Origin of the sequence: Nitrosomonas sp. Is24 (genome assembly GCF_033063335.1) — a bacterium.
Taxonomy (GTDB): domain Bacteria; phylum Pseudomonadota; class Gammaproteobacteria; order Burkholderiales; family Nitrosomonadaceae; genus Nitrosomonas.
Genome location: NZ_JAWJZG010000001.1, coordinates 1679439 through 1692600 on the forward strand (window position 1 = coordinate 1679439; position 13162 = coordinate 1692600).

At 47.6% G+C, this 13162-nt stretch carries 13 protein-coding genes; 5 read left to right on the forward strand and 8 right to left on the reverse strand.

What is annotated here, in order from left to right; translation table 11 throughout:
* Positions 1–44: 44 nt before the first annotated feature.
* The 4 genes from R2103_RS07625 to metG are packed head-to-tail and all read right to left on the reverse strand — an operon-like array spanning position 45 to position 3545.
* Entirely contained in the window at positions 45–278 is a 234-nt protein-coding gene (locus tag R2103_RS07625) for a DUF2442 domain-containing protein (RefSeq protein ID WP_317530873.1), read from the reverse strand.
* Positions 278–1033 carry a YggS family pyridoxal phosphate-dependent enzyme gene (locus R2103_RS07630; RefSeq protein ID WP_317530874.1) on the reverse strand — a complete coding sequence of 252 codons (756 nt, stop codon included), beginning with the start codon at positions 1031–1033 and terminating at the stop codon, positions 278–280. The genes R2103_RS07625 and R2103_RS07630 overlap by 1 nt, the downstream gene beginning before the upstream one ends.
* A 24-nt stretch (positions 1034–1057) precedes the next feature.
* Positions 1058–1429, reverse strand: a complete 372-nt coding sequence (locus tag R2103_RS07635) for a DUF4440 domain-containing protein (RefSeq protein WP_317530875.1) — start codon at positions 1427–1429, stop codon at positions 1058–1060.
* Positions 1430–1439: 10 nt separating this feature from the next.
* Entirely contained in the window at positions 1440–3545 is a 2106-nt protein-coding gene (gene metG, locus R2103_RS07640) for a methionine--tRNA ligase (protein ID WP_317530876.1), read from the reverse strand.
* Between the two features lie 126 nt (positions 3546–3671).
* Between metG and apbC the strand changes: the two genes are divergently transcribed.
* From apbC to R2103_RS07660, 4 genes are all read left to right on the forward strand, one after another.
* Positions 3672–4760, forward strand: a complete 1089-nt coding sequence (gene apbC / locus R2103_RS07645; protein WP_317530877.1) for an iron-sulfur cluster carrier protein ApbC — start codon at positions 3672–3674, stop codon at positions 4758–4760.
* 13 nt (positions 4761–4773) lie between these two features.
* The gene (dcd, locus tag R2103_RS07650; RefSeq protein WP_121164714.1) at positions 4774–5340 is read left to right on the forward strand and encodes a dCTP deaminase; all 567 of its coding nucleotides are present in this window, start codon (positions 4774–4776) and stop codon (positions 5338–5340) included.
* Between the two features lie 34 nt (positions 5341–5374).
* A complete protein-coding gene (locus R2103_RS07655) occupies positions 5375–6640 on the forward strand; it encodes a TIGR03790 family protein (RefSeq protein WP_317530878.1) in 1266 nt (421 codons plus the stop codon).
* A 353-nt stretch (positions 6641–6993) separates the two neighbouring features.
* Positions 6994–8169, forward strand: coding sequence for a type III PLP-dependent enzyme (locus R2103_RS07660; RefSeq protein WP_317530879.1), 1176 nt, complete (start codon positions 6994–6996; stop codon positions 8167–8169).
* Between the two features lie 112 nt (positions 8170–8281).
* Here R2103_RS07660 and R2103_RS07665 read toward each other — a convergent pair whose 3' ends face one another.
* Together R2103_RS07665 and R2103_RS07670 are read right to left on the reverse strand one after the other, a co-directional pair.
* Positions 8282–8791, reverse strand: coding sequence for a dihydrofolate reductase (locus R2103_RS07665; RefSeq protein ID WP_317530880.1), 510 nt, complete (start codon positions 8789–8791; stop codon positions 8282–8284).
* The gene (locus R2103_RS07670; RefSeq protein ID WP_317530881.1) at positions 8788–9582 is read right to left on the reverse strand and encodes a thymidylate synthase; all 795 of its coding nucleotides are present in this window, start codon (positions 9580–9582) and stop codon (positions 8788–8790) included. The genes R2103_RS07665 and R2103_RS07670 overlap by 4 nt, the downstream gene beginning before the upstream one ends.
* Before the next feature lie 173 nt (positions 9583–9755).
* Between R2103_RS07670 and R2103_RS07675 the strand changes: the two genes are divergently transcribed.
* Entirely contained in the window at positions 9756–11213 is a 1458-nt protein-coding gene (locus R2103_RS07675) for a M17 family metallopeptidase (protein ID WP_317530882.1), read from the forward strand.
* A 39-nt stretch (positions 11214–11252) separates the two neighbouring features.
* On the opposite strand, the gene R2103_RS07680 is transcribed toward R2103_RS07675, so the two are convergent.
* The gene (locus R2103_RS07680) at positions 11253–12539 is read right to left on the reverse strand and encodes a LysM peptidoglycan-binding domain-containing protein (protein WP_317530883.1); all 1287 of its coding nucleotides are present in this window, start codon (positions 12537–12539) and stop codon (positions 11253–11255) included.
* Between the two features lie 155 nt (positions 12540–12694).
* Positions 12695–13114, reverse strand: a complete 420-nt coding sequence (gene queF / locus R2103_RS07685) for a preQ(1) synthase (RefSeq protein WP_317530884.1) — start codon at positions 13112–13114, stop codon at positions 12695–12697.
* Between the last annotated feature and the right edge of the window lie 48 nt (positions 13115–13162).

The window sequence follows — 13162 nt, forward strand, 5'->3', positions numbered from 1 at the left end:
TCTTGCATCTTACGATAACAAAAAAATAATTTATTGACTCCCAACTAACGATCTCTTCGCAACAAACCTCCCAAACTCAAATCCTCATCAATATCCGGCCAATGAATGCCTTCGCCGTCACCCAGTAGCTCATAATTGGCAAGTTGTTTTTGGCTGGCTGTCGCAAGGCGGGGGAACCAACTCAAAGGAATCGCGATTGTTCTTCCATCGACTAGCGCAACAATCATATCGCCACCGGAAAATTGCACGCTTTTTGCTAAAACGTGCATTTTATTCATCACCCCAGTCCCGGCCAATAATGACTGTCCGGCAGCGGCCGTTTACCGAAGATCGCTTGGCCGACGCGCACCACGGTAGCACCTTCTTCGATCGCCAGTTCGTAATCGCCCGACATGCCCATCGACAGTTCGTCGAACGATAATCCGGCAGGGGCTTCCTGGCGCAGCATGGCTTGGATGTTGCGCATTTTGACGAAGCATTCGCGCACGCGGTCGTGGTCGGCGGAGAAGATCGCCAGCGTCATCAGGCCTTTGATGCGCAGCGATGAGAATTGCGGCAAGTGTTGCACGAAATCGCGCACGGCTTCGGGTGGCAGGCCGAATTTGCTTTCTTCGCCGGAGCTGTTGACTTGCACGTAGACGTCGATCGCGCGGCCTTCGTTTTGCAGGCGTTTGTCGAGCTCTTCGGCGACTTTGAGGCTGTCGAGCGCTTGGAATTCGTTGGCGAAACGCGCCAGGTATTTGGCTTTGTTGGTTTGCAGGTGGCCGATGATCGCCCATTTGATGCCCAAGTCGGCCAGAACTTCGGATTTTTCACGCGCTTCCTGGATTTTGTTTTCACCCATTTCATCGACGCCGGCAGCAAAGGCGATGCGTAGCCGCTCGGGCGATACGGTTTTGGTCACGGGCAGCAGGCGCACGCTGGCAGGGTCGCGTCCGGCTCTGTTGCAGGCATCGATGATGCGCTGCTTGACGGTAGCGAGGTTATTCTTGATATCGTTAAATTGCTGTTGTTGCTCTTCGTTGAGTTCCACGGCCTGCTCCTGTTGTGCGAGAGATTAATTTTTCCTGGATGCTTGATGGAAAACCATTTTCCATTGATTGTTGCGGTACCGCCAAAGCGAGGTCCGGGTCGATCCTCCACTTCCGGCATCGGGTTGATCGGGCTTTTGCAGCGAATAAATCACCAGCACCACATCCCCGGACACTACCTTGATACGAAAATCCTTGAACGCCCAGTGCATGCCCGGATCTTTGCACATCAGCCAGTTGATTACGTCGTTTCGGGTACGGATTGTTCCTTGCTGGTCGATTTCCTCGAAATCTTCCGCCAGCAATTCGTCGATCAATCCGGGATGCGCGGTCAGATCGCTTTGCAGCAAGCTAAGTTCCAGCTGCTGAATCAGTTTGGCGAGTGCATTCAATTCCATTCGCAGCAAATTACTTGACGCGCATGCCCGGTTGCGCACCGGAATCCGGCGACAGAATGAACAATTCACCCGGATTGCCGCCACCGGCCGCTAGTACCATGCCTTCCGACAAGCCGAATTTCATTTGCCGCGGCGCGAGGTTGGCGACCATCACGGTCAAGCGCCCTTTCAGTTGCTCCGGATCGTACGCGGATTTAATCCCGGCAAATACCGTGCGCTGCTCGCTGCCGATATCGAGCGTCAGTTTCAATAATTTTTCCGCACCCGGCACATGCTCGGCGTTGACAATCTTGGCGATGCGCAAATCGATTTTGCTGAAATCGTCAATGGAAATCGTTTCGGCAACCGGCGCAATCGCATGCTGCTGCTTTTCGGCATGCCGCACCGGCGATTGCGGTGGCGCAGCGCTCAGGCTCTGCGTATTGGCGGCGATCAGTGCGTCGATTTGCTTGGTGTCGATGCGTGTCATCAAGTGCTGATAAGTGTTGATGGTATGTCCTGCGGGTAATAACAAATCCGAAACCGGTTGATCAGCGCGCAACTGCGGCCAAGTCAGCGGTTCGCCATTGAGAAATGCCTCGATTTGCTGCACGGTACCGGGCAGGATCGGCTTCAAGTAACGCGATAGCAAATAGAACAACTGGATACCGAGACTGCAAGCGCGGTGTAAATCGTCAGCGCGATCCGTATGCTTGGCAATTTCCCACGGCGCTAAATTGTGAATCATTTCGTTGGCCTCATCGGCGAATTTCATGATTTGGCGGATGGCTGCGGAAAATTCGCGTTCTTCAAAGGCTTGTTCGATGACTTCGGGGCGCCAGCTGGAAAAATGTTCGTTCACGATGGCTTGCAATGCTTGATATTGCTCGCCGGACACCAGCTTACCGTCAAAGCGTTTGGTGATAAAACCGGCGCAGCGGCTGGCAATATTGATGAATTTTCCGACCAGATCGGAATTGACGCGCGCGACGAAATCGTCCAGGTTCAGGTCGATGTCTTCCAAGGTGCTGTTCAGCTTGGCGGCGTAGTAATAGCGCAGCCATTCGGGATTCAAACCTTGTTTCAAGTAACTTTCCGCGGTGATAAACGTGCCGCGCGACTTGCTCATTTTTTCGCCGTTCACAGTCAGAAAACCATGCGCGAAAATCTTGGTCGGTGTACGGTAACCGGCGTTTTTCAGCATCGCGGGCCAGAACAGCGCGTGGAAATACAGAATATCCTTGCCGATGAAGTGATACAACTCGGTATCGGATTGCGGTTGCCAGAATTCGTCAAAATCGATTTGTTCACGCGCACATAAGTTTTGGAAACTGCCCATGTAACCGATCGGCGCATCGAGCCAGACGTAAAAATACTTGCCGGGCGCGCCGGGAATCTCGAAGCCGAAATACGGTGCATCACGCGAAATATCCCAATCGGAGAGTTTATTTTCTCCGGCTTCGCCGACCCATTCGCGCATTTTGTTGGCCGCTTCCGGTTGCAGATGGTCGCCATTGCAGGCCCATTGCCGCAGAAAATCGGCGCAGCGCGCATCGGATAAACTGAAAAAATAATGTTCGGAAGATTTGTTGACCGGTTTTGCGCCGGAAACCGCGGAATACGGATTTTTCAGCTCGGTCGGCGCATACGCCGCGCCGCACGCTTCGCAGGAATCACCGTATTGATCCTTGGCGCCGCATTTCGGGCATTCGCCTTTGACAAAACGGTCCGGCAAAAACATATTCTTGACCGGATCGTACAGTTGCTCGATACCGCGAATCGCGATCAATCCGGCGGTTTTCAATTTGCCGTAAATATCCTCGGAGAAATGCCGCGTTTCAGGCGAGTGGGTACTGTAATAATTATCAAACTGGATGTGAAAGCCGGTAAAATCGCCGGAATGTTCCGCATGAACACGCGCGATCAAAGCTTCCGGTGTGATACCTTCCTTCTCCGCACGCAGCATGATCGGCGTACCGTGCGTATCGTCGGCGCACACATAATAAACCGTATGTCCGCGCATTTTCTGAAAACGCACCCAGATATCCGTTTGAATATATTCCACCAAATGACCTAAATGGATACTGCCATTGGCATACGGCAGCGCGGAAGTCACCAGAATTTTTCGCTTGTTCATTAATTATTAAACGAATCAGATTAAATAAGTGTCAATTGTAACAAACTGTGTGTGCATTCCCGATATTTGTTACCATTTCCCGATTAAATTGTGAGCCGCTCAGCGGTAGTAAAAAGGAGTTTTGTAGTGACCATTTCCGAACAACAAATACAAGCTGTATTGCAACAAACCATCGATCCAACCACGAATAAAGATTATGTGACTGCAAAATCCGTTAGCGCGATTCAAATTGCAGGAAACAACGTAACCATCGGCATTGAGCTCGGTTATCCCGCCAATAGCGTCAAGAATCAAGTACAACAGCAAATTACCGGAGCATTGCAGGCGGTGCCGGGTATCGGCGCTATCCAGGTGAGCGTGAGCAGCAAAATCATTCCTCACGGCGTGCAACGCGGCGTTAAGCTGATTCCCGGCGTTAAAAACATTATTGCCGTGGCATCCGGCAAAGGCGGTGTCGGCAAATCGGCAACGGCAGTCAATCTGGCGCTGGCATTGTCGGCAGAAGGCGCATCCGTGGGTATTCTGGACGCGGATATTTATGGTCCGTCGCAGCCGCAAATGCTCGGCATTACCGGCCATCCGGAATCACATGACGGCAAGACCATGGAACCGATGCTAGCGCATGGTATTCAGGCCATGTCGATCGGTTTGTTGATCGACGCCGAGACGCCGATGGTGTGGCGCGGACCGATGGTGACTCAGGCTTTGCAGCAATTGCTCAACGATACCAATTGGAAGGATTTGGATTATCTCGTCGTTGATTTACCGCCTGGTACCGGCGATATCCAGCTCACACTGGCGCAAAAAATCCCGGTGACCGGCGCCGTTATTGTCACCACACCACAGGACATTGCTTTGCTCGATGCGCGCAAAGGTCTGAAGATGTTTGAAAAAGTCGGCATCCCGATTCTGGGTATCGTGGAAAACATGAGCACGCACACTTGCTCGCAATGCGGACATACCGAACCCATCTTCGGTACCGGCGGCGGCGAAAAAATGTGCCAGGACTACAACGTCGAATTCCTGGGCGCATTGCCGCTCGATATCAAGATCCGCGAGCACACCGATACGGGCAAACCCAGCGTGGTTGCAGAACCGGACGGCAAAATTGCCGGCATTTACCGTTTAATTGCGCGGCGAATTGCCGTTAAGGTGGCGGAGTCTGCCGAAGATCACTCGGAACTGTTCGCTAAGATCGTAATGGAAAATGACTAGGAAGAATTGAAGAATGACGATTAAATCAGACAAATGGATACGCCGCATGGCGCTCGAACACGGCATGATCGAGCCGTTCGAGCCCGACCAGATCCGCCATAAAGACGATCAACGTATCGTTTCCTATGGAACTTCAAGTTACGGCTACGATATCCGCTGTTCGGACGAATTCAAGTTATTCACCAACATCAATTCCACGATTGTCGATCCGAAAAATTTTGACTCTAATTCGTTTATCGATGTTAAAAGCGATGTTTGCATCATCCCGCCTAATTCTTTTGCACTGGCGCGCACCGTCGAGTATTTCCGCATTCCGCGTAACGTGCTGACCATCTGCTTGGGTAAATCGACCTATGCGCGCTGCGGCATTATCGTCAACGTCACGCCATTCGAACCGGAATGGGAAGGTTATGTCACGCTGGAGTTTTCCAACACCACCCCCCTGCCCGCCAAAATCTATGCGAATGAAGGCGTGGCGCAAGTGATTTTCTTTGAATCGGATGAAGTGTGTGAAACATCGTACAAAGACCGGGGCGGAAAATATCAGGGTCAACAAGGCGTAACATTGCCGAAAATTTGAAGTCAAAGGAATAAAACCATGTGGAGACTCATTGATGTTGACTCAAATATGCGCAAAACGAATCAAAAGGTTTCCAGTTATTCTCGCGTTGATTTTATTCTCTGCATTTCCCGTGACGCTTGCGGCAGAGGCTTTGCAGCATATTTCTCTGACACGTACCGGCTTAATGCCGGAAGATATCGCTATTATCATCAATGACAGCGACCCGCTCTCCCAGCAAGTAGGCAGCTACTATCAGCGTGCACGGCAGATACCGGAAGTCAATGTCATTCATCTGCGTTTCCCACCCGGCCGCACCACCCTGACTGCAACGGAATTCAAGCAGCTGAAAGCTAAAATTGACCGGCTTACACCTGAGCATGTGCAAGCATTCGCCGTCGCCTGGACAGCTCCGTACCGGGTGGAATGCATGTCGCTGACTTCCGCCTTGGCATTTGGCTTCGACAAAAAATACTGCGCCGATAAGTGCGAACCGACAGCACCGAGTCCTTATTTCAATGCGCTCGGCTCTTACCCATTCGATGACTATAAGATACGTCCGGCTATGATGCTGGCCGGCACTTCGTTTACGCAGATTAAGGATTTGATTGACCGGGGCATTGCATCCGATCATACATTTCCCAAAGGTCAAGCATATTTGTTGAACACCTCGGATAAAGCGCGCAGTACACGCGCAATAACTTTCGCTGAGACGGCAAAAGAATTTACCGGCATTTTTCCAGTGCAGGTATTGGAAGCCGATTTCATTTCAGACCGCAAGGATGTGCTGTTTTATTTTACCGGGCTTACCCACGTATCCTCGTTGGACACGCTCGAGTTTATCCCCGGTGCACTGGCCGATCACCTGACATCGGTGGGCGGCATGCTGACCGATTCTTCCCAGATGAGCAGCTTGCGCTGGCTGAAAGCAGGCGCCACGGCAAGCTATGGCACGGTCATTGAGCCTTGCAGTTTCCCGCAAAAATTCCCGTCCCCGGTAGTCGCCATGTTTCATTATGCATTGGGCGCCAGTGCGCTTGAGGCTTATTGGAAAAGCGTCGCGTGGCCGGGACAAGGCGTGTTCATTGGCGAACCTTTAGCGAAACCATTTGCGCCACTATTACGTGAAATGAGTACAGACCGGTTTGAATTGAAAATTTTCTCACCCCGAGTTGGACGATTAAAAATAGAAAAATCACATTCTGCTGCCGGACCGTTCAAGTTAGCTTCGCGACCCCAGACCATTCGCCGCGGAGAGAATCGATTTCTTTTAAAGTTCAATGAAAAAACGGATGGTTATTTGAAGTTACACTGGAATTAACCAACTCCAAATTTATGGATATCCAAGAAATCGTGCGTTCAATATTTCCATGTGTATTAAAACTAGACAGTCACGCAAAACAAACTTCAAAAACACGCTAAACTTTTTTGCTAAATACCCGTCTAATAGGGCATAAATTATAACTACATAAGCTATTGTTTTATATTGAATATAATTACAGATAAAAAAAGCTTGATTTGCCCCGAATGCAGACTATAATGCGTGCAAATTTAAATCCAGGAAATTCACCGATAAGGAGGTCATCATGAGAAGCACCAAGAACTTTTTTGCTCCCGCGGATTTAGTAAATATTCACATTCCTGAAACGTAGCGTTTTATAAAGGAGCATATGCATGGCTATACTCTCGTCCACACTTCAAAAATCCGACCAATCTGAAGTTCTGTTTGATACGCACCCTGAAGTCAGTCTGAATTTTGAGCATGTCCGAAATGCTTTAAATGAAGGTTATCGACGACCTTTTTTACTGGTTGACAGCAATATAATCCGGCAAAAAACCCGGCGCTTCAAGACTGCAATGCCTCGAGTGCATCCGCATTATGCAGTCAAAGCTAACCCCGATGAGCGTGTACTGAAAACACTGATCGAAGAAGGCGCTGGTTTTGAAATTGCCTCAATCGCTGAGTTAGACGTATTACTCAAATTGGGTGTACCGGCTGCTGAAATTTTTTACAGCAATCCGATGAAATCCAGAGCTTATCTCGAATACGCCACAGCAAAAGGCGTTGAGTGGTACGTACTCGATAGCATTGAAGAAATGCGTAAAATCTTCAGCGTTAAACCCGATGCAAAAATGTATTTGCGCATCGATACCCCCAATATCGGCAGCGATTGGCCATTAGCCGGAAAATTCGGCACACACTTAGCCGATATCAATGAAATCATTCAAGAAGCCGCAAAACTCAAAGCAGATCTAGCGGGTGTCACATTTCATGTCGGCTCGCAATGCCGTAATCCGCAAAATTGGCGTGTCGGTATCGAACGGGCTAAAAAAGTATTTGCTGAAATGCAACTAGCTGGCTTGAATCCCCGCTTGCTCAATATCGGCGGTGGCTACCCGGTTCGCCACATCAAACCGATTCCTTCCATCGAAGTTATTGCTGAAGTCATTAATACCGCTATTGCCGATTTACCGGATAATTTCCGCATCATGGCAGAGCCAGGCCGCTATTTGGTATCGGATTCGGCTTATTTTGTCTGCCGCGTGGTTGGAACAGCAACGCGCAATGGAAAACGTTGGATGTACTGGGATGCAGGCATGTTTGGCGGTGTCATTGAAATGACCGAGGGTTTACGCTATGAGATTCTCACCGATCGGAAAGGCAGCAATATTCCATGGTCAGTTGCCGGACCAACCTGTGACTCCGTGGATATCCTGATGCACGACTTGATGTTGCCCAACGACATACAAGAAGGCGATTTCATCTATATTCCTAATGCAGGCGCCTATACGACGGCATACGCCAGCAATTTTAATGGCTTTCCATTACCTGATGTAAAAGTGATTTAAGTTTCCAGAATTGGGTAAGCCTGATTAAGAATCGTCAATAGAAATGGTGAAGTGGCTGCATTACTTCACCATTTCTGCTTCAAATAGCTTGAAAAATCACGGGAATTATAGCTTATGTCGTGCTTGATTTACGATCAAGCACGACAAAGTGATATTCTAAATTTTCCTCGACGTGTTTGTCGCGCTGCGTTTCTTCCCAGTCGCCGGGATTAAATTCTGGGAAAAACACATCACCATCAAAATTGCTTTGAATTTCGGTGATATACATGCGCTGGCAAATTTTAATCGTTTGCTGGTAAAGCTTCTCACCCCCGATGATGAAATTTTCAGTGTCAATCGTGTTGGTCTCTTCACAAACAAGCAGTGCATCTTCCAGAGAATTGACGACGACAGCCCCGGGTATTTCATAATCCATTTGGCGGGTAATCACGATATTAGCTCTGCCAGATAAAGGCTTGCCAATCGATTCATAGGTTTTACGTCCCATCACAATGGTTTGCCCCATCGTTAGAAACTTAAAATGTTTCAAATCAGCCGGTAAATGCCAAGGCAATCGATTATCCCGGCCAATAACCCGATTTTTCGCCATTGCTACCAGGATGGATAGACGTAATGCCGTCATACCGCTACCGGCGCCTTGATAGCAGGATGGGAATCATAATTCTCCAAGCTGAAATCTTCATAGTGAAAACCCAGAATATCCCTGATACCGGGATTTAATTTCATAGTTGGCAAAGGTTTGGGTTCGCGCGACAGTTGTTCACGGGCCTGTTCCAAATGATTGAGATAAAGATGCGCATCGCCCAAGGTATGCACAAAATCACCGGCTTTGAGTCGGCACACCTGCGCAATCATCAGCGTCAGCAAGGCATACGATGCGATGTTAAACGGCACGCCGAGAAAAATATCCGCGCTGCGTTGATAAAGCTGGCACGATAACCGGTCATCCGCCACATAGAACTGAAAAAAAGCATGGCATGGCGGCAAGCGCATTTTATGCAAATCCCCCACGTTCCATGACGACACAATCATGCGGCGCGAATCGGGCGTATCTTTTATCTGCTGAATTACCTGCTGCAACTGGTCAATATGTCCGCCTTCCGCTGTCGTCCAGGAACGCCATTGATGGCCGTATATCGGGCCGAGATCGCCATTCGCATCAGCCCATTCATTCCATATCGATACACCATGTTGCTGCAAATAGCCGATGTTGGTATTGCCTTGCAGAAACCACAGCAGCTCATGAATGATCGACTTCAAATGACATTTCTTCGTTGTCACCAAAGGAAAGCCATGCGCCAGATTAAAACGCATTTGATAGCCAAAAACCGATAGTGTCCCCGTTCCCGTCCGATCCGATTTACGATGACCGTGGTCAATGACATGCTGCATTAATTCGAGATATTGATGCATCCCTATTTGAAACTCCCCGGTAGAATCAGAATAAATCCATGCGTTGTAAGTCTATCCCAGCCACAATGGGTATAAGACGTATATAATATCAATATTAATTACAGCTATCATTCTTAATGCAATGACGCACAATTTTGTCATTCAAAAAAAACTATACAACAGGAAAGCTTTCAATGCTGGCATCCCTTTTCCAAAATACATCATCGATCGATCCATCTACTAAAGCATCGCATATTCTCGTAATCCTCCCGAAGTTAGAAAAGCTCCCTAAGAAACATGATATTCCCGGTGAAGAATCACTGAATAAATTACTTCTGCGCCGCGAGATCAAATTAACGGATCTGATCGCAACGCCAGTCAGCGCAAATCTTCCCGATGGCGAGCTATGCGCTTGGGCAATGGTCGACACGAACCAAACCGTATTCGAGCAACAAACCACCGTGCGAAAAGCGGTCAAATTGCTGCTTGGGGAAAATCCTGTTGAATTGCATATTACCGTGCATGGCACAACGCAACAAAGAAAAATCTTTTCCGAACTGGCTGTTTTTACCAGCTGGGTGAATGGCGCCGTACTCCCGGTGCGCAAAAATAAACCCGTCAGAAAGCCGCTGGAGAAAATTTTTTTATATGGCTACAAAGATGCTGGAAACTTTACGCTGCAACGCGCCCGGGCAGAAGGGAACTTGCTTGCGCGCGGTTTGACGGCATTACCGGCCAATGAATTAACACCCACCACTTATCGCCAGCAAATTAAGAAATTGGCTGAGAATGAGGGCTGGAAATATCAGGAATACGATCTCAATAAATTGAAAGAAATCGGCGCCGGCGCTTTTGTGGCGGTAGCACAAGGCAGTGATACCGAAGACGCCGCCATCGTTCATCTGCAATATCAAGGCAAACAAAATCCGGACAATAAGACCATCGCGATTGTCGGAAAAGGCATTTGCTTTGATACCGGCGGCCATAATCTGAAACCGGCCCGGCATATGCAAGGAATGCATGAGGATATGAACGGATCGGCCGTCGCATTGGGCATTCTGCTTGCCGCAACGCGCGCTGAAATCCCAATTAAAATAGATTGCTGGCTAGCCATTGCGCAAAACCACATCAGTCCTCGGGCGTATAAACAAAATGACATCATCACGGCACTCAGCGGGCTATCCATTGAAATCGTGCATACCGACGCCGAAGGACGAATGGTATTGGCGGACACTTTGACATTAGCCAACCAATTAAAACCCGATTTGATCATCGATTTCGCTACGTTGACCGGCAGTATGATAACTGCCCTAGGAACCCGCTACAGCGGAATTTTCAGCAATCGCGATGAGTTGTTACAAGTCGCCGTTGCCGCGGGCAAAGAAAGCGGTGAGCGTGTGTGTGTTTTCCCGATGGATTCCGATTACGAAGAAAGTCTTGAAAGCGCCATTGCGGATATCAAGCAATGCGAACTAGGCGGAGAATTCGATCATATTCTCGCCGCTTGTTTTTTGCAGCGCTTTGTCAGCGATACACCTTGGTTACATATGGATTTATCGGCTAGCAGCCATAAGGGCGGCTTGGGCGCGGTGGATAGCGATATTACCGGATTTGGGGTCAGTTGGGCGATCGAGCTGCTAAAAAGTGTTTGAAATCGATATTTGCAATCAGAAATAAATCAGGGATAGCGCCTAACTTCTTACAATCATGAGCTTCTGACCAATGGACAAGTTCTCATCACTGTTATTCCAAAGCTTGATCTGATTGACGGTCGTACCGTAACGCTTGGCGATTTCATATAAGGTATCGCCTTTTTTCACCACATAAACATTCGATTGATAATTCTGCAGCTGTTTCTTCTTCAGTGAGGCAGCATCGCTATAATTCTCTGACACAATCTGTGGTACCAATATTTTTTGTCCGAGGGTAAGATTTTTGCTGCGCGCAATACCGTTAATTGCCTGCAATTGCTTCACTGTAGTCTGATGGCGCGCTGCGATTTCATTGATACTTTCCCCTTTCTTCACATGATAAATTTGCCAAGATACTCTAGGATCTTGATATGTCTCAAGATTCTTCAAAAAAATATCTTTATTCCTTTTAGGCAATAACAACGTGCGAGGTTCATCCATCACCTTGATAACATAACGATTGTAGGCAGGATTTAATGCATTGAATTCAGCTTCGGAAATATTGGCAAGGCGGGTAACGAGAGGGATGTCGATGTGTTCATGTATTTTGATTTCATCAAAATACGGTCGATTCTCTATCGGCCGGATTTGTATACCATATTTCTTACTACTGACTATGATATCTTTAACCGCCAATAGCTTATAAACATAGTGCTTGGCATCGCTGGGCAGATTCAAATCATAAAAATTGCTCGACCTGCCCTTATGAAGACTTCTGGATAATACCTTGCTAACTACACCTTCGCCCAAATTGTAAGCCGCGATGGCCAGTTTCCAGTTATCAAATTTCGCATGGAGATACTGCAAATAATCCAGTGCAGCTCGGGTAGAAGCTATAATGTCACGACGGTCATCGTGCCATACATTTTGGGCTAACCCTAGGATTTTCCCCGTTTCGGGCTGAAATTGCCACAAACCCGCCGTTTGACTATTGGATTTTATCAGTGGATTGTAAGCGCTTTCGATGACCGGCATCAGTGCGATTTCCATCGGCATGCCACGGCGCTCAACCTCCTCCACAATATAAAAGAGATACCGCTCACTATTGGCAATAATGCGGTTAAATAACTCTGGATTCTGTGTATAGGAGGCGCCTATTTTACGAATTGCTTTACTATCGGGCGGCGGTGCCAACGCAAAACCGTTTTGTATACGACTCCAGAGATTTGCATGATACTGAATCTTATCTTGTACTAATGTGTCCGCAAATGCATTCAGTGTTATAAATGAACAAAATCCAAGTACTAACGATATCAGTAAAACAAGGCTATTTCTTTTTAAAATCATTTACATATATTATTTTCTATATCCATATCGACTAACAGGATATATAAATTTTTCGCATTTGCAAACTATTTTTTACAAAAAAGAGAGTGCAAATTTAACAAATAAATTTAAAAATCATAATATTATACAACTATCTTCAAGATAATTATTAAGAATCATTCGCGAATATTCGACTGACTATTGAATTCTTGCAGTAAAACTACCGGTTTTGGTTGCCATCCTTTTTTCCGGTGATCGACGATAACATTGGTAAAAATACCGCCGCGCACATAGAAACGTGCAGTTAGCCGGATATAGCGAGGCTTTAAAACAGCGACGAGATCGTCGAGAATTTTATTCGTTACGGCTTCATGAAACACCCCTTCATTCCGGTACGACCAGATATAGAGTTTCAAGCTTTTAAGCTCGACGCATTTTTTGTCTGGAATATAATCCAAAATTAAAGTGGCGAAATCGGGTTGTCCCGTTTTCGGGCACAAACAGGTGAATTCAGGAATCTCCATATGAATATGGTAATCCCTGCTGGTAAACGGATTCGCGAAGGTCTCAAGTGTTTTTTCAGGTTTGCTGGTCATTCTTCTTCATGCTCGTAGTTAAATTAATTCGGTTACAGTGATAAAATG

What these genes read in the sequence shown, in the direction of transcription:
- R2103_RS07670 (WP_317530881.1), bottom strand. Translation starts at nt 9,582, where the DNA reads ATGCATCAATATCTCGAATTAATGCAGCATGTCATTGACCACGGTCAT.
- dcd (WP_121164714.1), top strand. Translation starts at nt 4,774, where the DNA reads ATGACGATTAAATCAGACAAATGGATACGCCGCATGGCGCTCGAACAC.
- R2103_RS07635 (WP_317530875.1), bottom strand. Translation starts at nt 1,429, where the DNA reads ATGGAATTGAATGCACTCGCCAAACTGATTCAGCAGCTGGAACTTAGC.
- R2103_RS07625 (WP_317530873.1), bottom strand. Translation starts at nt 278, where the DNA reads ATGAATAAAATGCACGTTTTAGCAAAAAGCGTGCAATTTTCCGGTGGC.
- queF (WP_317530884.1), bottom strand. Translation starts at nt 13,114, where the DNA reads ATGACCAGCAAACCTGAAAAAACACTTGAGACCTTCGCGAATCCGTTT.
- R2103_RS07660 (WP_317530879.1), top strand. Translation starts at nt 6,994, where the DNA reads ATGGCTATACTCTCGTCCACACTTCAAAAATCCGACCAATCTGAAGTT.
- metG (WP_317530876.1), bottom strand. Translation starts at nt 3,545, where the DNA reads ATGAACAAGCGAAAAATTCTGGTGACTTCCGCGCTGCCGTATGCCAAT.
- R2103_RS07665 (WP_317530880.1), bottom strand. Translation starts at nt 8,791, where the DNA reads ATGACGGCATTACGTCTATCCATCCTGGTAGCAATGGCGAAAAATCGG.
- R2103_RS07675 (WP_317530882.1), top strand. Translation starts at nt 9,756, where the DNA reads ATGCTGGCATCCCTTTTCCAAAATACATCATCGATCGATCCATCTACT.
- R2103_RS07680 (WP_317530883.1), bottom strand. Translation starts at nt 12,539, where the DNA reads ATGATTTTAAAAAGAAATAGCCTTGTTTTACTGATATCGTTAGTACTT.
- R2103_RS07655 (WP_317530878.1), top strand. Translation starts at nt 5,375, where the DNA reads ATGTTGACTCAAATATGCGCAAAACGAATCAAAAGGTTTCCAGTTATT.